19 protein-coding genes are annotated in these 20,221 nt (G+C 60.2%); 15 read left to right on the forward strand and 4 right to left on the reverse strand.

The window, feature by feature from the left end; translation table 11 throughout:
• The first annotated feature begins 36 nt into the window (after nt 1-36).
• From PL599_RS02615 to PL599_RS02640, 6 genes are all read left to right on the forward strand, one after another.
• Entirely contained in the window at nt 37-1,308 is a 1,272-nt protein-coding gene (locus PL599_RS02615; protein ID WP_269824086.1) for an ABC transporter substrate-binding protein, read from the forward strand.
• 258 nt (nt 1,309-1,566) lie between these two features.
• The gene (locus PL599_RS02620; RefSeq protein ID WP_065656190.1) at nt 1,567-2,427 is read left to right on the forward strand and encodes a carbohydrate ABC transporter permease; all 861 of its coding nucleotides are present in this window, start codon (nt 1,567-1,569) and stop codon (nt 2,425-2,427) included.
• Nucleotides 2,424-3,260: a carbohydrate ABC transporter permease gene (locus PL599_RS02625; RefSeq protein ID WP_077984220.1), complete on the forward strand. Its 837-nt coding sequence runs from the start codon at nt 2,424-2,426 to the stop codon at nt 3,258-3,260. Before PL599_RS02620 ends, PL599_RS02625 begins: the two co-directional genes overlap by 4 nt.
• Before the next feature lie 11 nt (nt 3,261-3,271).
• Nucleotides 3,272-4,357 (forward strand): ABC transporter ATP-binding protein, encoded by a 1,086-nt coding sequence (locus tag PL599_RS02630; protein ID WP_269824085.1) that lies wholly within the window; start codon nt 3,272-3,274, stop codon nt 4,355-4,357.
• Nucleotides 4,358-4,402: 45 nt separating this feature from the next.
• On the forward strand, nt 4,403-6,406 hold the full coding sequence (locus PL599_RS02635) for an aldo/keto reductase (protein WP_269824084.1): 2,004 nt from the start codon (nt 4,403-4,405) through the stop codon (nt 6,404-6,406).
• Between the two features lie 328 nt (nt 6,407-6,734).
• Nucleotides 6,735-7,967: a M24 family metallopeptidase gene (locus tag PL599_RS02640; protein ID WP_269824083.1), complete on the forward strand. Its 1,233-nt coding sequence runs from the start codon at nt 6,735-6,737 to the stop codon at nt 7,965-7,967.
• An 8-nt stretch (nt 7,968-7,975) separates the two neighbouring features.
• Here the strand turns inward: PL599_RS02640 and PL599_RS02645 are convergent, their stop codons facing one another.
• From PL599_RS02645 to PL599_RS02655, 3 genes are all read right to left on the reverse strand, one after another.
• Nucleotides 7,976-8,293 carry a cupin domain-containing protein gene (locus PL599_RS02645; protein ID WP_003522691.1) on the reverse strand — a complete coding sequence of 106 codons (318 nt, stop codon included), beginning with the start codon at nt 8,291-8,293 and terminating at the stop codon, nt 7,976-7,978.
• 42 nt (nt 8,294-8,335) lie between these two features.
• Entirely contained in the window at nt 8,336-9,073 is a 738-nt protein-coding gene (locus PL599_RS02650; protein WP_269824082.1) for a FadR/GntR family transcriptional regulator, read from the reverse strand.
• Between the two features lie 109 nt (nt 9,074-9,182).
• Nucleotides 9,183-9,980, reverse strand: a complete 798-nt coding sequence (locus PL599_RS02655; RefSeq protein ID WP_269824081.1) for an NAD-dependent epimerase/dehydratase family protein — start codon at nt 9,978-9,980, stop codon at nt 9,183-9,185.
• A 139-nt stretch (nt 9,981-10,119) separates the two neighbouring features.
• Here PL599_RS02655 and kduI point away from each other — a divergent pair, with 139 nt between their 5' ends.
• The 5 genes from kduI to PL599_RS02680 all read left to right on the forward strand — a co-directional run bounded on the left by kduI (nt 10,120) and on the right by PL599_RS02680 (nt 14,745).
• Nucleotides 10,120-10,944 (forward strand): 5-dehydro-4-deoxy-D-glucuronate isomerase, encoded by an 825-nt coding sequence (gene kduI, locus PL599_RS02660; protein ID WP_269824080.1) that lies wholly within the window; start codon nt 10,120-10,122, stop codon nt 10,942-10,944.
• Complete coding sequence (gene kduD / locus PL599_RS02665) at nt 10,941-11,684, forward strand: 2-dehydro-3-deoxy-D-gluconate 5-dehydrogenase KduD (RefSeq protein WP_269824079.1); 744 nt, start codon at nt 10,941-10,943, stop codon at nt 11,682-11,684. The genes kduI and kduD overlap by 4 nt, the downstream gene beginning before the upstream one ends.
• Before the next feature lie 113 nt (nt 11,685-11,797).
• Nucleotides 11,798-12,709 (forward strand): 5-dehydro-4-deoxyglucarate dehydratase, encoded by a 912-nt coding sequence (gene kdgD, locus PL599_RS02670; protein ID WP_269824078.1) that lies wholly within the window; start codon nt 11,798-11,800, stop codon nt 12,707-12,709.
• 24 nt (nt 12,710-12,733) lie between these two features.
• Nucleotides 12,734-13,870 (forward strand): D-galactarolactone cycloisomerase, encoded by a 1,137-nt coding sequence (locus PL599_RS02675; protein ID WP_269824077.1) that lies wholly within the window; start codon nt 12,734-12,736, stop codon nt 13,868-13,870.
• On the forward strand, nt 13,867-14,745 hold the full coding sequence (locus PL599_RS02680) for a D-galactarolactone isomerase (protein WP_269824076.1): 879 nt from the start codon (nt 13,867-13,869) through the stop codon (nt 14,743-14,745). Before PL599_RS02675 ends, PL599_RS02680 begins: the two co-directional genes overlap by 4 nt.
• Before the next feature lie 41 nt (nt 14,746-14,786).
• Here PL599_RS02680 and PL599_RS02685 read toward each other — a convergent pair whose 3' ends face one another.
• Entirely contained in the window at nt 14,787-15,713 is a 927-nt protein-coding gene (locus PL599_RS02685; RefSeq protein ID WP_173990575.1) for a helix-turn-helix domain-containing protein, read from the reverse strand.
• A gap of 214 nt (nt 15,714-15,927) precedes the next feature.
• On the opposite strand from PL599_RS02685, the gene PL599_RS02690 reads away from it, so the two are divergent.
• Genes PL599_RS02690 through PL599_RS02705 form a run of 4 tightly spaced genes read left to right on the forward strand, consistent with a single transcriptional unit; the run spans nt 15,928 to nt 20,113 of the window.
• Entirely contained in the window at nt 15,928-16,809 is an 882-nt protein-coding gene (locus PL599_RS02690; protein WP_077984210.1) for a carbohydrate ABC transporter permease, read from the forward strand.
• A gap of 4 nt (nt 16,810-16,813) precedes the next feature.
• Complete coding sequence (locus PL599_RS02695; RefSeq protein ID WP_077984209.1) at nt 16,814-17,698, forward strand: carbohydrate ABC transporter permease; 885 nt, start codon at nt 16,814-16,816, stop codon at nt 17,696-17,698.
• Between the two features lie 2 nt (nt 17,699-17,700).
• Nucleotides 17,701-18,801 (forward strand): ABC transporter ATP-binding protein, encoded by a 1,101-nt coding sequence (locus PL599_RS02700; RefSeq protein ID WP_269824075.1) that lies wholly within the window; start codon nt 17,701-17,703, stop codon nt 18,799-18,801.
• A gap of 43 nt (nt 18,802-18,844) precedes the next feature.
• On the forward strand, nt 18,845-20,113 hold the full coding sequence (locus PL599_RS02705; protein WP_269824074.1) for an ABC transporter substrate-binding protein: 1,269 nt from the start codon (nt 18,845-18,847) through the stop codon (nt 20,111-20,113).
• Nucleotides 20,114-20,221 lie beyond the last annotated feature (108 nt).

Consider the following 20,221-nt stretch of genomic DNA (forward strand, 5'->3'; position numbering starts at 1 on the left):
CGCTGAAGAACGGCAATTGAAAAAGGGAGGTTTTCAATGTGCTTGAAATTTCTTGGCGCGTCTACGGCCATGCTGCTTCTCGCAGCTCCGGCTTTCGCGCAAACCGAAACCGTCACCATCTGGAGCTGGAATGTCGCGGCTTCCGCGCTGAAATCCACGGTGGAAGGCTTCAACAAGCAGAATCCGGATATCAAGATCGTCGTTGAAGACCTTGGAAACGATCAGGTTTTTGACAAAACGCTGGCTGCCTGCGCAGCCGGCGGCGATGGTCTTCCTGATATCGTCACCATTGAGAATTTTGAGGCCGAACTGTTCTGGAGCCGCTTTCCCGATTGTTTCGCCAATCTGACCGAACTTGGCTATACGCCCGAGAAACAGGCACTTTTCCCTGACTTCAAGCGCACGGAACTGGAGGTTGACGGTGTCGCCTATGCGGTTCCATGGGATTCCGGTCCGGTGGCCGTGTTCTACCGCCGTGACTTCTATGAAAAAGCAGGCGTCGATCCGGCGACCATCAAGAGCTGGGACGATTTCATCGCCGCCGGCAAGAAGGTCATGGCCGCCAATCCCGGCACCGTCATGGCGCAGGCCGATTTTAACGGCGATAGCGAATGGTTTCGCATGATCGCCAACGAGCAGGGATGCGGTTACTTTTCGACCGATGGCCAGACTATCACCATCAACCAGCCCGCCTGTGTCGCGACCCTCGAAAAGGTCAAGGAGATGAAAGACGCCGGCATCATCACGGCGGCGATCTGGGATGAAAAAATTCAGGCCAATACCGCCGGCAGGGCCGCAAGCCAGATGTATGGCGCCTGGTACGAGGGCACCATCCGCTCCGGCTCTCCCGATCTCTCCGGCAAATGGGGCGTCTATCTGATGCCGAGCCTGACGCCGGACGGTCCGCATGCCGCCAATCTCGGCGGTTCGTCGCTGGCGATCAGCTCGACATCCGAGCACAAGGAAGCCGCGTGGAAATATATCGATTACGCGCTCACCACCAATGAAGGGCAGGTGACGATGTTGAAATCCTTCGGCCTCGTTCCCTCGCTGCTGTCTGCCATCGACGATCCTTTCGTCAAGGAAAAACAGCCCTATTGGGGCGGGCAGGCGGTGTGGACCGATATTCTCGCCACACTGCCGAAGATCGTGCCGAGCCGCGGCACGGCGTTCCAGTCGGATGCGGATGCGATCTACAAGGCGACGCAGACCAAATATTTCGCGGGTGGGTTTCCCGATGCGAAGGCGGCGCTCGATGATGCGGCAAAGCAGATCGAAACGGCGACGGGGCTCCCCGTAGCGCAGTAAGCCGGCGGCTGTTTTATGGACCGAGAGGGTGCTGCACGTTTCTTCTCCCCGAGGGGGAGAAGTCCGCGGCAGCGGGATGAGGGGCGAGGGTAGCGATATCCGGTGAGCTAGCCCCCTCATCCAACCCTTCGAGCCACCTTCTCCCCCTCGGGAAGAAGAAACCAGTGGCACCGTTGTGCAAAAGCATTCCCCTCAACGGGGGAAGCTCTTTCAAGCTTTTCCATTTATCCGGCCATCGTCCGGCTTCTGGAGGTCGTCATGCCGTCTAGGAACAGGATCGCTTATGCGTTCCTTGCGCCCTATCTCCTGATTTTCGCCACCTTCTGGGTCTGGCCGATCATCAGCTCGTTCATGCTGTCGTTCCAGAATACCCGCATCAACCCATGGCGGTTCGCGCCCTCCATGAACTGGGGGCGGCTCGTTTCCGATCCGGCCTTTTATAATGCGCTTTATAATACGCTGATCATTCTGGTCATTCAGGTGCCAGTCATGATCGCGCTCGCCACCGTCATGGCGGTGCTCTTGAACTCGCCGCTGCTGAAAGCACGGCCGCTTTACCGTTTTGCCTTCTTTGCACCTGTCGTTGTCGGCGAGGTAGCCTATGCGGCGGTTTTCCGGCTGATGTTCAGCGCCGATTTCGGCATCATTAACAAGCTCATCACCTCCGTCGGCCTTTCGCCCGTCTCGTGGTTCGACAATGCCAATGCGGCCATGGCGCTCGTCATCATCGCCGTCACCTGGCGTTGGGCGGGGTATAACGCCATCATCATCCTGGCCGGTCTGCAATCCATTCCTGGCGATGTCTATGAAGCGGCGACGCTGGACAAGGTCAGCAAGCGGCAGCAGTTCTTTTATATCACCCTGCCGTTGCTTAAACCCATCATCCTGTTCTGCGTCGTGCTGTCGGTCATCGGCACCATGCAGCTGTTTGCCGAACCCTTCCTCATCACTAACAGGGGCGGGCCGGGCGGCGGCACGGAAACGCTGGGGCTGTTCCTCTATCGCCAAGGCTTCACGTCGCTCAATTTCGGCTACGCCTCGGCCATTGCCTACACCATGGCGGCGCTTGCTATCGCCATTTCACTCCTCAATCTCTGGGTCGGGAGGGAGCCGAAATGAGATCGAAATCGAGATCGCTTTTCTGGCAGAAGATCGCCCTGCATGCGGCGCTGACGCCGCTTGCCATCGTCTGGCTGTTTCCGCTGTGGATGATGTTCGTATTCTCGACCATGCCGGATTACGGCATTTTCAGCCCTGATATCGTGCTGGCGCCCTCCACCAACTTCATCGAGAATTTCAACAACCTGCAGGCGGATACCAATTTCCTCAGGGCCATGTTCATCTCGATCACCGTTGCCGTCATCTACACAGTTCTTTCGGTGTTCCTGACCTCCATGGCGGGCTGGGCACTGGCGCGTTACCGCTTTGCCGGACGCAGGGTGGTGATCGCCATCATTCTCGGGACCATTACGTTGCCTTTTGCCGTTGTCGTTATCCCGCAGTTCATCATGGTGGCGCGCGAATTCAAGCTGGCCAACACCTGGGTGGCCCTGATCGTGCCGCCGCTGTTCAATTCCCTCGGCGTTTTGTTCATGCGGCAATCCTTCTCGATGATGCCGACCGAGCTTTTCGATGCGGCAAGGGTGGAGGGCGTCAAGGAATGGCAGATTTTCCTGCGCATCGCCCTGCCACTGGCACGGCCCACCATGGCGGCACTGTCGATCATTCTCTTCCTGGCCTCGTGGAACAATTACCTCTGGCCGCTTCTCATCAATTCCCGCCCAGGAATGATGACCGCACCCGTGGCGCTTGGCACCCTCATCGGGCTGACCAAAGTGTCATGGGGCGGCATCATGGCGGGGGCCGTGCTGCTCACCGCACCCATCCTCGTGGTTTTCGTGGCTTTGCAGCGCCACTTCATCGCCGGCATTTCCGCCGGGGCAGTCAAGTAAGGGGAGGCCGCATGGCGGAACTTTCGCTCAAAAACGTTGTGAAGCGTTATGGCGCGCTGGAGGTGATCCATGGCGCAAATCTGGAGGTGAAAGACGGGGAATTCGTCGTTTTCGTCGGCCCCTCCGGCTGCGGCAAATCCACGCTTCTCAGAATGATCGCCGGGCTGGAGGATATTTCCGGTGGCGATATCGTGATTGGCGGCAAGACGGTCAGCGATGCCGATCCGGCCGATCGCGGCATTGCCATGGTGTTCCAGTCCTATGCGCTTTATCCGCATATGACGGTGGCCGAAAACCTCTCATTCGGGCTCAGAATGAACGGTAACCCCAAGGCCGATACGCAAAAGCGGGTCAAACGCGCCGCGGAAATCCTGCAGATCAACGAGCTGATGGAGCGACGCCCGAAACAGCTTTCCGGCGGCCAGCGCCAACGTGTGGCCATCGGCCGCGCCATCGTGCGCGAACCGCAGGTCTTCCTGTTCGATGAGCCGCTGTCGAACCTCGATGCGGAATTGCGGGTGCAGATGCGCGTGGAAATCTCGCGGCTGCACAAGCAGCTCGGCACCACGATGATCTATGTGACGCATGACCAGACCGAGGCGATGACGCTTGCCGACAAGATCGTCGTGCTGCGGGCGGGCAATATCGAGCAGGTCGGCGCGCCGCTCGATCTTTACGACGATCCCGCCAACCGTTTCGTTGCCGGTTTCGTCGGTTCGCCGAAGATGAATTTTCTCGACGCCACCATCGTCGGCAGCAGCGCGGAGGGCGTCACGCTCTCCCTCGACAGCGATCCTACGGTGCGGCTGAGCCTGCCGGTCACGGCCCGTTTGAACGAGGGAGCCAGAGTGTCGCTCGGCATGCGGCCCGAACATTTTGCCGATGCGGACGCGGGCGATGCCGATCTCACCGTTCATGTCGATGTCGCCGAACATCTCGGCAATACCAGCTATGTCTATGCCCGGACCGAAGGCGGCGAGCAGCTCATCATCGAGCGGCCGGAATCGCGCGATGTCGGCAATCGCGACCGACTGACTGTCGGCCTTTCCGCCCGCAGGGCTTTCCTTTTCGACAGCAAGGGCGACCGCCTGCGCTGAACCCTTTCCCAAGCACCCAAGACTGATATGAAGGACGAGGATTTCATGACGACCGAACAACCGATCCGCTGGGGCATCATCGGCCCGGGCACCATCGCCAGAACTTTTGCCGATGGCATTGCCCATTCCCGAACCGGCAGGTTAGAGGCCATCGCCACACGCAATCCGGACAGGCCCGGCCTTGCCGAGGCCTTTGCCGGTGCGCGTGTGATCCATGGGTACGATGCGCTGCTTGCCGATCCCGATATCGACGCCGTCTACATCGCCACACCCCACACCGGCCATGCCGAATGGGCGATCAAGGCGATCCGGGCGGGTAAGAACGTGCTGGTGGAAAAACCCATCGCGCTCTCAGCCTATGATGCCGACGCCATTTTCCACGAGGCGAAAAAGGCCGGCGTTTTCGCCGGCGAAGCCTATATGTATCGCCTGCATCCGCAGACGTCGAAATTGCTGGAACTCGTGAAAGCCCGCGCCATCGGCGATATCCGCATCATCCGCTCCAGCTTCGGTTTCAACATGGGCTCGTTCCGGGCCGATCACCGGCTTTTCGCCAATGAAACGGCGGGCGGCGGCATTCTCGATGTCGGCGGTTATCCGGTTTCCATGGTGCGGCTGATCGCCGGCGCCGTGGACGGAAAACCCTTCGCCGAACCGGAAAAGGTGGCGGGCGTCGCCCATCTTGGCCAGTCGGGCGTCGATGAATGGGCCTCGGCCGTGCTGAAATTCGCAAACGGCATTGTCGCCGAAGTTTCGTGCTCGATCATGGCGGCGCAGGACAATGTGCTGCGCATCATCGGCTCGGAGGGCCGTATCGAGGTCAAGGATTTCTGGTTCGCCGCCGGCCACAAGGGCGGCACCGGGCGGATCGATATTATCAGGGGCGACAAGGTGGAAACCATCGAGTTGCCGGAGGATCGTTGGCTTTATTCCTTCGAGGTCGACGCGGCCGGCGAGGCGATCCGGCATGGCAAAAAGGAATTCGACGTACCCGGCATGGCCTGGGCGGACAGCCTCGGCAATCTGCGTGTCATGGATCAATGGCGGGCTTCCGTCGGGCTTGAATACAGCGTTGAAAAAGCAACGTCGCGCGTCGCGAATATTGCCGGCGGCAAGGTCGTGGCCGGAAACGCAGTGCCGAAGCGGCAGATTCCGGGCCTTGCCAAACCCGCTTCCGTGGTCGCGCTCGGTTTCGAATTCTTCCCCAATTTCGCCTCCGCATCGCTGACGCTGGATGCCTTCTATGAAGCGGGCGGCAACCTCTTCGATACGGCCTATGTCTATGGCGCAGGCAGGACGGAGACGATTTTCGGCGACTGGCACACCAGCCGCAACGTGCCGCGCGAAGAGATCGTGCTGATCGGCAAGGGCGCACATTCGCCGCTCTGCTATCCTGATATGATCGCAAAGCAGCTCGATCAGTCGCTCGCGCGGCTGAAGACGGATTATGTCGATGCCTATTTCATGCATCGCGATAATCTGGAGGTTCCGGTCGGCGAGTTCGTCGACGCCATGGATGCCGAAGTCCGGCGCGGGCGCATTCGCGGCATTTTTGGCGGCTCCAACTGGACACGCGAACGTATGGATGAGGCGGCCGCCTATGCTGCGAAGAACGGCAAGCAGGCGCCGGCCGCGCTTTCCAACAATTTTTCGCTGGCGGAAATGCTCGACCCTATCTGGGCGGGCTGCGTCGCTGCATCGGATGACGAGTGGAAAGAATGGCTGCAACAGCGTCAGATCCCCAACTTCGCTTGGTCCAGCCAGGGGCGCGGTTTCTTCACCGAGCGTGCCGGGCGGGACAAGCAGGACGATGAAGAAATCGTCCGCGTCTGGTATTCCGACCGCAATTTCGTTCGCCGGGACAGGGCGATCGAGCTTGCCCAGGAACTTGGGCGGCACCCGATCCATATCGCGCTCGCCTATGTCATCGCCCAGCCTTTCCCGGTCATTCCGTTGATCGGGCCGCGCACGATTGCGGAGCTGGAGGACAGTCTTTCGGCGCTGGATATCAGGCTGACAGCCGAGCAGGTGAAGTGGCTGGAGGCGTGAAAAGTAATGAGGCGGCGGGTTTATCCACCGCCTCAACGATATTGGGCAAGATGTTGTCGCCCGTTTCTTCTCCCCGCCGCGGAGAAGGTGGCCCGAAGGGTCGGATGAGGGGGCCAGCTCTCCGGATAACTCTACCCTTGCCCCCTCATCCCGCTGCCGCGGACTTCTCCCCGGCGGGGAGAAGAACAAGCGGGAAGCGCTCGCGCAACTGACAATACTCGGCATAGAGATGTCATCTTCCACTTTCATTCCTCTCCCGGTGACTGCTAAAGCGTAGGTCCATAAACGTGTCGCGAAACACGGCAGCCAAACAATCACCGGGGTTCCCATGAGCGATGTCGACCGAAGCCGTGCCCAGCAGCTGATGCGGGAGGCGGGCATAGATGCGCTTGTACTTTTCCAACCCGAAGCCTTCCGTTATGCCGTCGGCGTCCATGCCGGTGTCGCGACCATGTGGGGCAGGGCGGGTTCGGCAATTGCGCTGGTGCCGGCCGATGCCCATGCGCGGCTTGCCGCTGTCATCAGCGATCATGCCGCTCCGCTTGTGAGAAAGGCCGCGCCGGAGATCGATCTGCGCTGCCATCGCATCTGGATCGACATGGTCGATCTGTCGCAAGTCAAAACCATCGCGCAGGTGGACGACGCCTATCGCCGCAACAACTCCGGTGGCCCGAGACCGGAGACATTCGACCGCGCCGCCTGTTTCGGCCTGCTGGCCGACCTGCTGCGGGAGCGCGGACTGTCGGGCGCGCGCATTGGCGCAGACCTAGAATTCATGCCCGCCGCCGATTTTCTGGCGCTGTGCGAGGCGCTGCCCGATGTCGAATGGGTTGACGGATCGCCCGTGCTGCGCCATCTGCGCGCCGTGAAATCCAAGCGTGAGATCGAGCTTCTGCGGCGCGCGGCGGCCGCGGCTGAGGCAGGGCTGGTCGCGATGGCCGCTGCCGTCAGGCCAGGTGCGGAGCTCGGCGGGCTTTCTGCTGCCTGGAAGGCTGGCGCACATGCCCATGCCGTAAATTCCGGATTTTCGCTGAGCGGCCATTGGGATTACATATCCGTCGGACCCGCTTTGTCGGATATGGCGGCGGTTGTCACGCCGGGAGCGCTCATCAAGGCCGATGTCGGCACGCTGGTCGACGGTTATTCATCGGATGGCGCGCGGAGTTTTTCGTGGGGGCCGGTCTCGCCGCTGGCCGCTGATGTTTTCAGCGCGTTGGAGGCGGCCTTTGCCCGGGGGCTGGAAGTGCTTCGTCCCGGCAACACATTCGGTGCGGTGCACGCCGCCATGCTGGCCTCGATGCGCAGCGATGGTTTCAGCGAATATTATCGCGGCCATTTCGGCCATTCCGTCGGCGGCGGCGTGGGCATCGAGGAATGGCCGTTCTTTTCCCATGACAATCCGGAAATCATTCTTCCCGGCATGGTCGTTGCGGTTGAAGCGCCGTTTTATGGCGAAGGATTGGGCGCGCTGATGATCGAGGACCAGTTCCTCGTCACCGCCTCCGGCGCGGAATGCATGAACAGCCTGCCACGCACCCTGCGGGATTTATCGGCGAACTGAGCGCCGGATCAGAGGAAATCGTCGCGGCGCGGGGTAAAGCAGTCGATCAGCTCGCCCTCTTCCAGACACAGGCAGCCATGCTCGATATGGCCGGGAATGACGAGACTGTCGCCCTTCTGAAGATCGTAGGCCTCACCGTCGCGGTAAAAGCGGAAGCTGCCGCTGGCGACATAGGTGGATTGCACATGCGGATGGCTATGCAGCCTGCCTTCGGCGCCGGTTTTGAAGCGGAAGGAGACCACCATCAATTCCGGCGCTTCGGAAAGCACGGTGCGCTCCACGCCATCGTCGGGGGAAACGGTGGGGAAGGTCGGAAGCTGCTGCATATCGTTCTCCTCGGTCATGCAATGCGGTTTTAACTGGCGATCTCAGCGCGGCGCGCGCAGCATGGAGCGATAACGCGTCTGGCTGCTTTTCAGGTGGCTGCGCATGGCGCTGCGCGCCGCCTCTTCGTCGCCGTCCTGTATCGCGATCAGGATCGCTTCGTGTTCACCGACGAGTCGGGCGAGATCGGCGGGCGAAAGCACGGTTTCCGCGCCGTTTTCGGCCACGGCGCGGCGCGGAATGAGGGTGGGGCCGAGCACCTGCAAAAACTCGCTGAAGCGGGGATTGTTGGTCGCTTCGGCAATGGCGAGATGGAAGGCGAAATCGGCTTCCGCCGTCGGCACGCCCCTGGTGGCGCTGGCGCGGAAGGCATCGAAGGCCTCGATGATCTTTTCCTCCTGCGCCGGCGAGCGGCGAATGGCGGCAAGACCGGCGGCGTCACCTTCGACGGCGGTGCGCAATTCCAGCATTTCGATCAGCGAGGAGACGCGCGCAAGATCGACATTGTGGAACGGCCGCCGCTCCACGGGGGCGGGCTCCAGCACGAAGACGCCGGCGCCCTGACGCGGCTCGACCAGACCGTCGGAGCGCAGCGAGGCAACCGCCTCGCGCACCACGGTACGGCTGACACCGAATTCCTGCGTCATCTGCGCTTCGGAGGGCAGACGTTCGCCCGTCTTGTAACGGCCCTTGGCGATCTGGCTGCGGAGTTCCTCCGAAACCTTCACCACAAGCGTTCTGCCTTGTGGAGGTGTCGGTTCGGAGCTTGTCGCTTTTGTCATCTTGGTCGCCGTTCTAAAAAATGTCGGTTGCGTGCACCGTTCCTCGATACGTCATTCGCGGCCTGGCATGCAATCCCGCCGTTTTAGCGGGAAACGTCCGTGCGACATTTCACGTCTCCTTGAAGATCGGGTTGTCGACAAACACGCCACCCTGAAAGCGGACAATCGGGTCGCGCGCGTCCGGCTGCGGCGTCGTTTCGGCAATCTTCCGGCGGAAGGCCTCGGCATTGTCCTTCGGTTTCCATCCAATAAAGCCGAGATGCGAATTGTCCCACCAGCTCGCATCGTTGGCCGACGCCCCCCAGACGATGGGGCAGCCGAGCACGGGGGCGCGGAACGCCGCCTCGATCAGCGAGACGAAATCGTCATGCGAAAACCAAGTGGACAGCATGCGGTAATTAAGGGGTTCCGGCGTGCAGGAGCCGATGCGGACAAGCGCGGTCTCCTGGCCGAATTTCTCGAAATACATGCGGGCAAGGCTCTCGCCGAAACATTTGGAGACGCCGTAAAGCCCATCCGGGCGGAAGGGAACATCCGGTCCAAGCCTCTCCGTCTGCGGGTAATAACCGATCGTATGGTTCGAACTGGCGAAGATGATGCGCGGCTGGCCGTGGGCGCGGGCGGCCTCATAGAGATTATACAGCCCGATGATATTGCCCTGGAGAATCTGCTCGAAGGGCTTTTCCACGGAGATGCCGCCCAGATGCACGATGCCGTCGCAGTCGGCCACCATAGCGTCGACGGCTGCCGCATCGGCCAGGTCGCATTGCACACATTCCTCGTTAGGCCCAGCCGGATCGAGCGGGGCGAGATCGGCAAGACGCAAAATCTCCGCCATTGGCGCGAGACGTTGACGCATCATGCGACCGAGTTGGCCTGCCGCACCGGTAACAAGAAGCCGTTTCATTGCCAGTCTCCCTTAGCGCTTGCACGTCTCCGATGCGGTCGAGATATGGCTTCACCCCTTGACCTTGTCATACAGATCGTACAAAAAGCGGATAACATATATTATGTGCTATACGCAACAATCATGAGGGATGAGTTTGATGTTGACCGTTGAAACAAGGCAGGCCGTGAACCCGGAATATGCAAAAACGCTGGATACCGAAGGGCTCCGTCGGCATTTCCTCGCCAACGACATGTTCCGTTCCGGCGAAATCAGGCTGATCTATACCCATTATGACCGCTTCGTGATGGGCGGTGCTGTGCCGAACGGTGCGCCGCTGACGCTGGACAAGGTGGAAGAAACCAAAACACCGTCCTTCCTCGACCGGCGCGAGATGGGCATCGTCAATATCGGCGAGACCGGAACGGTCAGCGCCGGCGGCGAGACCTACACCCTCAATCGCGGTGACGTGCTTTATCTCGGTGCAGGCAGCGGCGCGGTGACCTTTGACGGGGCAGGGCGATTCTACATCACCTCCTGCCCGGCGCATCGCAGACTGCCGGCGAAGCTCGTGACGCTGGCCAGCAGCAAAGAGGTCAAGCTCGGCGCGACCGAAACCTCCAACAAGCGCACCATCAACCAGTTCATCCATCCGCTGGTCATGGAAAGCTGCCAGCTGGTGCTGGGTTATACGACGCTGGAGGACGGTTCCGTCTGGAACACCGTTCCCTCGCATATTCATGACCGTCGCATGGAGGCCTATCTCTATTTCGGCATGGATGAGAAGTCCCGTGTGCTGCATCTGATGGGTGAGCCGCAGGAGACCCGGCATCTGTTCATTTCGAATGAAGAGGGCGCGATTTCCCCGCCCTGGTCCATCCATTCCGGCGCCGGCATCGGTTCTTACACCTTCATCTGGGCCATGGCGGGCGACAATGTCGATTACACCGACATGGACTTCATTCAGCCGGGAGACCTGAAATGAAGAATCCCTTTTCGCTTCAGGGGCGTAAGGCGCTCGTCACCGGCGCGAATACGGGGCTTGGCCAGGCGATTGCGGTTGGGCTCGCCGCGGCCGGTGCGGAGGTGGTCTGCGCCGCCCGCCGCGCGCCGGATGAAACGCTGGAGATGATCGCCAGTGACGGCGGCAAGGCCAGCGCATTGTCCATCGATTTTGCCGATCCGCTGGCGGCGAAGGACAGTTTTGCCGGCGCCGGTTTCGATATTCTCGTCAACAATGCCGGTATCATCCGCCGTGCCGATTCAGTCGAGTTCTCAGAACTCGACTGGGACGAGGTGATGGACGTCAATCTCAAGGCGCTGTTTTTCACCACCCAGGCTTTTGCGAAAGAGCTGCTGGCGAAAGGCCGGTCCGGCAAGGTGGTCAATATCGCTTCGCTCCTTTCCTTTCAGGGCGGTATTCGCGTGCCGTCCTATACGGCGGCGAAACATGGTGTCGCCGGCCTAACCAAACTCCTGGCGAATGAATGGGCCGCCAAGGGCATCAATGTGAATGCCATTGCGCCCGGTTATATCGAAACCAACAATACCGAGGCGCTACGCGCCGATGTGACCCGCAACAAGGCCATTCTCGAGCGCATCCCGGCCGCCCGCTGGGGGCGCTCGGAAGACATCGCCGGGGCCGCGGTTTTTCTGTCATCTGCGGCGGCGGACTATGTGCATGGCGCCATTCTGAATGTCGATGGTGGCTGGCTGGCGCGCTGATCCGCGCCAGTTTTCAAAATTCATCATATAACTTGTATGATGAATTGTTGACAAATCTATGGCGAGCAGCTTAGGTGACGTTCAGTCAGTGAACTTGCAGAGGAATTTCGATGATGAACCCCGAACAAATCAAGACGGCGCTCGGCTCCGGTCTGTTGTCCTTCCCGGTCACCCATTTCGATGCCGAGGGTCGTTTCGCCGCTGATAGCTACAGGGCGCATGTGGAGTGGCTCGCCGGTTACAAGGCGCCGGTGCTGTTTGCCGCCGGCGGTACGGGCGAGTTCTTCTCGCTGAAACCGGATGAAATTCCGACTATCGTTTCCGCCGCCAAGGATGTGGCCGGTGAAACCGCCATCGTTTCCGGTTGCGGTTACGGCACTGAGATCGCCGTCGATATTGCCCGCTCGGTCGAAAAGGTCGGCGCAGACGGCATCCTGCTTCTGCCGCATTACCTTATCGATGCGCCGCAGGAAGGGCTTTACGCCCACATCAAGAAGGTGTGCCAATCGGTCGGCATCGGCGTCATGGTTTACAACCGTGACAATTCCGTGCTGCAGGCGGATACGCTGGCGCGTCTCTGCGACGAATGCCCGAACCTCGTCGGTTTCAAGGACGGCACCGGGGATATCGGCCTCGTTCGCCAGATCACCGCCAAGATGGGCGACCGCCTGATGTATCTCGGTGGCATGCCGACGGCGGAACTGTTTGCCGAAGCCTATCTCGGCGCTGGTTTCACCACCTATTCCTCGGCCGTCTTCAACTTCGTTCCCGGTCTTGCCAATGAGTTCTACGCCGCCCTGCGAGCCGGCGAACGCGCCACCTGCGAGCGTATCCTGACGGAATTCTTCTATCCGTTCATGGCGATCCGCAACCGCGCCAAGGGTTACGCCGTCTCCGCCATCAAGGCTGGCGTGCGCCTGCAGGGCTTCGATGCCGGTCCGGTGCGTGCGCCGCTGAAGGATCTGACCAATGAGGAAGTCGGAATGCTCGAAGCCCTGATCGGCACGCACAAGCGCAAGGTCTGAGGACGGAATGACGGGAGGGGAGCGATGAAAATCACAGCGGTGCGGACGCATCTGCTTGAACATCGTCTGGACACGCCGTTCGAAAGCGCCTCCATGCGTTTCGACCGGCGGGCCCATGTTCTGGTGGAAATCGAATGCGACGACGGGACCGTCGGCTGGGGCGAATGCCTCGGTCCGGCGAGGCCCAACGCGGCCGTGGTTCAGGCCTATTCCGGCTGGCTCATCGGCCAGGATCCGCGCCAGACCGAAAAGATCTGGGCGGTGCTTTATAATGCCCTGCGTGATCAGGGCCAGCGCGGCCTCAGCCTCACGGCATTGTCGGGCATCGATATCGCGCTCTGGGATATCAAGGGCAAGCACTACGGCACTTCAATCTCGATGCTGCTTGGCGGGCGCTGGCGCGAAAGCGTGAAGGCCTACGCGACCGGCAGCTTCAAGCGCGATGGCGTCGACCGCGTCTCCGACAACGCCTCCGAAATGGCGCAGCGGCGGGCGGATGGCTTTCACGCCTGCAAGATAAAGATCGGCTTCGGCATCGAGGAAGACCTTAGCGTCATCGCCGCCGTGCGCGAGGCGATCGGGCCGGATATGCGGCTGATGATCGATGCCAATCACGGCTATACCGTCACCGAAGCCATCACGCTCGGCAACCGTGCCGCTGAATATTGCATCGACTGGTTCGAGGAACCGGTGGTCCCGGAACAGCTCGATGCCTATGCCCGGGTGCGGGCGGGCCAGCCGATCCCGGTTGCGGGCGGTGAGACCTGGCACGGGCGTTACGGCATGTGGCAGGCGCTTTGCGCCGGCGCCGTGGATATTCTCCAACCCGATCTCTGCGGCTGCGGCGGCTTTTCCGAAACCCAGAAGATCGCCACGCTCGCCACGCTGCACGGCGTGCGCATCGTGCCGCATGTCTGGGGCACCGGCGTGCAGATTGCCGCCGCACTGCAATTCATGGCGGCGATGACGCCTGACCCGGTGCGTGCGAACCCCATTGAGCCGATCATGGAATTTGACCGCACCCATAATCCGTTCCGCCAGGCCGTGCTGCAAAAGCCTCTCGAGGCGGTGAACGGCATTGTCGCCATTCCCGATGGTCCCGGTCTCGGCATCGAGATCAACCGCGACGCATTGACCGAATTCAGAATGCCAGACCCATGAGCGAACTCGTCAGAAAACTGAGCGGCGCAGCGCCGAATCCTGCCTTTCCGAGAGGCGCGGTCGATACGCAGATGCACATGTACCTGCCCCACTATCCTGCCTTGCCGGGTGGCCCTGGCTTGCCGCCGGGCGCTCTGCCGGGGCCGGAGGATTATCGTCGCCTCATGCAATGGCTCGGGATAGACCGGGTCATCATCACGCAGGGCAACGCCCATCAGCGCGATAATGGCAACACGCTCGCCTGCGTCGCAGAGATGGGTGAGGCAGCCCGCGCCGTGGTCATCATCGATGCGACGACGACCGAAAAGGATATGGAAAAGCTTACCGCCAGCGGCGCGGTCGGGGCGCGCATCATGGACCTGCCAGGCGGTGCGGTAAACCTGTCCGAGCTGGAAGCCGTGGACGAGCGCGCGCATGCGGCCGACTGGATGGTGGCGGTGCAATTCGACGGCAATGGTCTTCTCGATCATCTGCCGCGCCTTCAGAAAATCCGCTCGCGGTGGGTGTTCGATCATCACGGCAAGTTCTTCAAGGGCATCAGGACGGATGGGCCGGAAATGGCAGCACTTCTGAAGCTCATCGACCGTGGCAATCTCTGGTTCAAATTCGCCGGCGTTTATGAAAGTTCGCGTGAGAACTGGCCCTATGAGGACGTTGCCGCCTTTTCGCGCGTTGTCGCCGCCCATGCGCCGGAACGAATCGTGTGGGGCACCAACTGGCCGCATAATTCCATTCGCGAAACGGCCGCCTATCCCGACGATGCCCGCCTTGCGGAACTCATACTCGGCTGGCTGCCGGATGAAGCGGCGCGCCATCGGGCGCTGGTGGAAAACCCGGAAGCGCTGTTCAAGCTGCCTCCATTCGAGGCGGCATAGGTCAATTCCGGATAATCATACTCCTTCGTTACAAGGCCCCGCTATGCCGGGGCCTTTTCCATTTCATCGGCAAGCAGCCTTTGCTGTTCGTGTTCGTCAAAGGCCATGAGATTGCCGTGCCGGCTGCGGCGTATCCGGTTCATATGGTCGCGCGGACTTAAGCCGAGCGTGCGCTTGAACATGCGTGAAAAATAATAGGGGTCGCCGTAACCCACCTCGGCGGCCGCTGCCGAAACCGAAAGACCCGCCTCAAGAAAATGCATGGCGCGTTCCATGCGCTTGAACTCCTGATATTTGCGCGGCGTCCGACCGACCCGCTTCTGGAATTCCCGCAAGAAATAATCGCGATTATAGGGAGCCGCCTCGGTCGCCCTGCCGGCAATATCGGGGTCGAGCGGATTGGCCGAGATCATGGTGATCGCCTTCATCACGGCAAGATCGAGGCCTTCCGTCCCCTCCGGCTGGAAACTCGGGCGGTCGATCCATCCGAGGAAGGCGTCGTCGATGAAGGCGATGAGAAGCACCATGAAAAGATGGTGCTGGCCAAGCGTGACGGAGGAGGGTGGGGCGCTCTGCCGGTAGTGGCGCACCAGCGGTTCCAAAAGCGGCCAGCGGCTCAGCTTCACTTTCGGTTTCAGGTCCATCTGCGCGATCAGGTTGTGGCGGCCGTAAATATCCAGCGTGAAATGCTGCGCCACCCCGCGATAGGTGACGGCCTGCTCGTTCCAGCCGATAAAACGCTGACCCCGAAAAATCAGCATCGCGTCACCCGGTTCCAGCATCCGCGCCTCGCCATCGATAAGATAGTGTCCGCACCCTTCCAGACAAATGATCAGATCGTCGACCGGGTTGGATTTGTCGATCTGCCAGGTGCGCGAATGTTCCATCTTGATCGTGGCGCGCGTCAGGTTGAGGTTGAGCGCCGCAGGCGGAACGGACGAGAGTATGCCACCTTCGATTTCGTCCATCTTTTTCCTCGTCTTTGTTAATTCACCTTGGCGCGGAAATTTGGTTTTGTCACCGCATAAATTGCTTTTATGCGCCGTATCAATGAGGGAGGAGATCGGTCGCGGCGAGAAACTGCGCCATCACGCGCGCCCGCCGCCGGCCGTTCCGGGAGAATCACTTGTACGAAATTGTATTCTGTCATTCGCGTTCCGTCGGGACGCGAGGAGGAGCATTATGAAATCTCAGCGTTTCCTCGGGCTGGGATATCTGACGCCTTATATCGTCGGGCTTTTGGTCTTCACGGCTATCCCGTTCCTCGGCTCGCTCTATCTCAGCTTCACCCGTTACGATCTGATGAGCGATCCCACATGGGCGGGGTTGGCCAATTACGAGCGGCTGTTCACCCGCGACCGCACGTTTATGAAATCGCTGAACGTCACCCTGTTCTACGTGTTCCTGACGGTGCCGCTGAAGCTTGCCTTTGCCCTCTTCATTGCTGCGATCCTCAATTACAAGCTGCAATTCATCAACTTCTTCCGCACTGCCTTTTATGTGCCGTCCATCCTTGGCGGTTCGATCGCGATTGCGGTGCTGTGGCGCTATATCTTCGCGAGCGAGGGGCTTGCCAATATGGCGCTGGCCGCCGTCGGCCTGTCGCCGGTGGACTGGTTCGGCGATCCTGGCAACGCCCTTTTCACCATCACGCTGCTGCGCTGCTGGCAATTCGGTTCGGCGATGGTGATCTTTCTCGCGGCCCTGCAATCCATTGACAAGTCGATTTATGAAGCGGCCGCCATCGATGGGGCCGGCAAGGTGAGAACCTTCTTCTTCATCACCCTGCCGCTTTTGACACCCGTGATCTTCTTCAACCTCATCATGCAGATGGTGCAGGCGTTCCAGGAGTTCAACGGACCTTACATCATCACCCAGGGCGGGCCGCTGAAGTCCACTTACCTGTTGCCTCTCTACATCTATGACGAGGCCTTCAAGAAGTTCAACATGGGTTATGCCTCCGCCATTGCCTGGGTGCTCTTCACCATCATCACCGTGCTGACCCTCGTGGCCTTCTGGTCATCGAAGAAGTGGGTCTATTACGCCGGCGACAAGCGGAATTGATGCCATGACCGATATCGCAATCCTCAACGACATGCAGGCGGCCCGCCGGGCGCGGCTGAGGCTCGTCTCCACCTCGGTGCGCTACGTGCTTCTCTTCGCGGTCGGCCTCGTCATGCTTTATCCCCTGATCTGGCTGGTGGGCGCGAGCTTCAAGACCAATTCGGAAATCTTCTCCGGTGCCGGTTTCATCCCGGAAAACCCGACACTGGACGGCTATGTCCGCGGCTGGGAAACCTCGACGCCTTATACGTTCGGCCGGTTCTTCTGGAATTCTTTCCTGATCATCCTGCCGAAGGTCATCGGCACGGCGATTTCCTGCACCATGGCGGCCTATGCCTTTGCCCGCTTCGATTTTCCGCTGAAGAAAATCCTGTTCGGCTCGGTCATCGCCATCCTGCTTTTGCCGAATGTCGTCACCCGCATTCCGCAATATATCCTGTTCCGCGATCTCGGCTGGCTGGACAGCTTCCTGCCGCTCTGGGTGCCGTCCGCGCTCGCTGGTGATGCCTTCTTCGTCTTCATGCTGGTGCAGTTCCTGCGCTCGCTGCCATCGGATATGGAAGAGGCCGCCCGGGTGGATGGCGCCAACAGCTTGCAGACGCTGATTTACATCGTCGTGCCGATGCTGGCCCCGGCGCTGATTTCGGTCTGCCTGTTCCAGTTCATGTGGACGATGAACGATTTTCTCGGGCCGCTGATCTACCTGTCCTCGGTCGACAAATATCCGGTGAGCCTTGCGCTCAAACTCTCCATCGACACCACCGAAGCCTTCGAATGGAACCGCATCCTGGCGATGTCGGTGCTGACGATCGCACCTGCGCTGATCGTGTTCTTCGCGGCGCAACGGTATTTCATTGAAGGGATCTCGTCTGGCGGGGTCAAGGGCTGAAAATGGCAAGCGTTCAACTTAAAAATCTCGAAAAAGTCTATGGCGGCAGTTTCAAGGCGGTGCACGGCATCGATCTCAATGTCGAGGATGGTGAGTTTATGGTATTCGTCGGCCCTTCCGGCTGCGCCAAATCCACGACGCTGCGCATGGTGGCGGGGTTGGAGGAAATCACCGGCGGCGAAATCCTGATCGGCGACCAGCGTGTCAACGACCTGCCGCCCGGCAAGCGCTCCATCGCCATGGTGTTTCAGAATTATGCGCTTTATCCGCATATGAAGGTGCGCGGCAATCTCGCCTTCGGCCTGAAGATCGCCGGTGTCGCAAAACCCGAAATCGAAAAGGCAATCGACAATGTCGCGCGCATTCTCGAAATCGAGCCGCTGCTAGACCGTCTGCCTAAACAGCTTTCCGGCGGGCAGGCGCAGCGTGTGGCGCTGGGCCGCGCGCTCATCAAGAAGCCCGGCGTGTTCCTGTTCGACGAGCCGCTCTCCAATCTCGATGCAAAGCTTCGCGCCTCCATGCGGGTGCGCATCACCGATCTGCACCGTCAGTTGAAGGCGGAAGGCCTGTCTTCGACGGTGATTTACGTCACCCATGACCAGACGGAAGCCATGACCATGGGCGACCGTATCTGCGTCATGCAGGCGGGCCGCATCATGCAGGTTGCCACACCGAAGGAGCTTTATAACCACCCCGCCAATCTTTTCGTCGCCGGCTTCATCGGCACGCCGGAAATGAACCTGGTGGATGTGGCAATCGAGGGCGCGGAGTTCGTCATCGCCGGCCAGCGCCTGCCCATCGGCGCGCATCTGGAGCAGCGGCTATCGGCCAGACCCGCGGATGCGGTCATCGGCATCCGCCCGCAACATCTGTCATTGACGGAGGCGACCGATGGCCCGGCGCTGCAGGCGAAGCTCACCAATGCGGAATTCATGGGCCACGAGGTCTATCTGCATGCCGATCTCGGCGGCCAGAAGCTGGTGAGTGTGGTCGGTGCGGCCGAATTCGAGGCGCTCGGGCGTGACGACATCCTGCGGCTCAAACCGGATCCGGAGAAGCTGCATATTTTCGATAAGGCCGATGGCCGCAACGTCTCGCTGTGAGGAGGGAACGGGCGTGCCTGATTTTTCGAGGAGGAGAAGAACAATGAAGACGATGACCAGAATGATGGCGATGCTCGCCGGCGCCGCCTATGTGGCGATGGCAGCCGCTCCGGCGGCAGGTGCTGCGGAACTGCGAATGTCCTGGTGGGGCGGCGAAAGCCGCCATGTCGCCACCCAGAAGGCCATTGCCGCCTGCGGTGAGAAATATGGCCATACAGTCAAGGGTGAATTTACCGGCTTCGACGGCTATCTGGAAAAGCTGACCACGCAGATGGCCGGCAAGACGGAAGCAGATATTGTTCAGGTCAACTGGCCATGGCTGCCGCTGTTTTCCAAGAACGGCGAGGGTTTTGCCGATCTGCGCCAGTTGAAGCCGCTCGATCTTTCCCAATGGGCCGAGAGCGATCTGGACGCCGGTTCGATGAACGGCGTGTTGCAGGGGCTTTCCGTTTCCACCACCGGCCGCGTCTTCTTCTTCAACGTCACCACCTTCGAAAAGGCCGGTGTTGAAATTCCGAAGACCTGGGACGAGTTCTTTGCGGCAACCAAGACCATAAAGGAAAAGCTCGGAAAGGACTATTACACTTTCAATGCCGTGAAAGAGACTGCCCAGCTTCTGGTCACGCTGGCTGTCGTGCAGAAGACCGGCAAGGATCTGGTCGATCCCAAGACCAACCGCGTGGCCTGGACGCCGGAGGAACTGGCAGAGGGCATCTCCTTCGTCGGTAAGTTGGTCGAAACCGGTTCCATCCGCTCCCAGAAAGAGGAAGCGGCCGACGGTAACGTCAATCTCTATGAGAAGCCGTCCTGGTCGGTAGGCCGCATCGCCGGCTCCTATGAATGGGATTCGACCTATTCGAAATATGCCGACCCCCTGAAGGAAGGGCAGGTTCTGAAACCGGTACCGATGCTGAAGCGTGCCGATGCCGTGACAGAGGGTGTCTATCGCAAGCCTTCCATGGTGTTTTCGATCTCGAAAAACTCGAAGAACCCGGAAGCGGCTGCGCAAATCCTGAACTGCCTGCTGAACGAACCGGAAGGCATCGATGCGCTCGGCACCTCGCGCGGTTTGCCCGCATCGAAGGCCGCGGCGGCGCGTCTGGGGGGCAAGGGCGAGCCGGAAGTGCGGGCCGCCAACTCCATCGTCATGGCGGCATCGGGACCAGTGGTCTCCCCCTTCAACGAACATCCTGAAATCCGATCGGGCTTTATCGATACGCTTGAGGAATATGCCTATGGCCAGCTGACGGCGGAAGAGGCCGCCGAGCAGATCATCGATACGACCAACGATGTTCTTGCCAAGTTCGATTGATGACAATGGCCCGCCGCCTCCGGTGGCGGGCCCTCTATCCGGACGCCGAACGATATGAAGCATGTCCGCCAAGGGTTTGGTCGGCTATGCAAAAAAGACGAGAAGAGA

Origin of the sequence: Agrobacterium sp. ST15.16.055, from assembly GCF_027956555.1 — a bacterium.
GTDB lineage: Bacteria > Pseudomonadota > Alphaproteobacteria > Rhizobiales > Rhizobiaceae > Agrobacterium > Agrobacterium salinitolerans.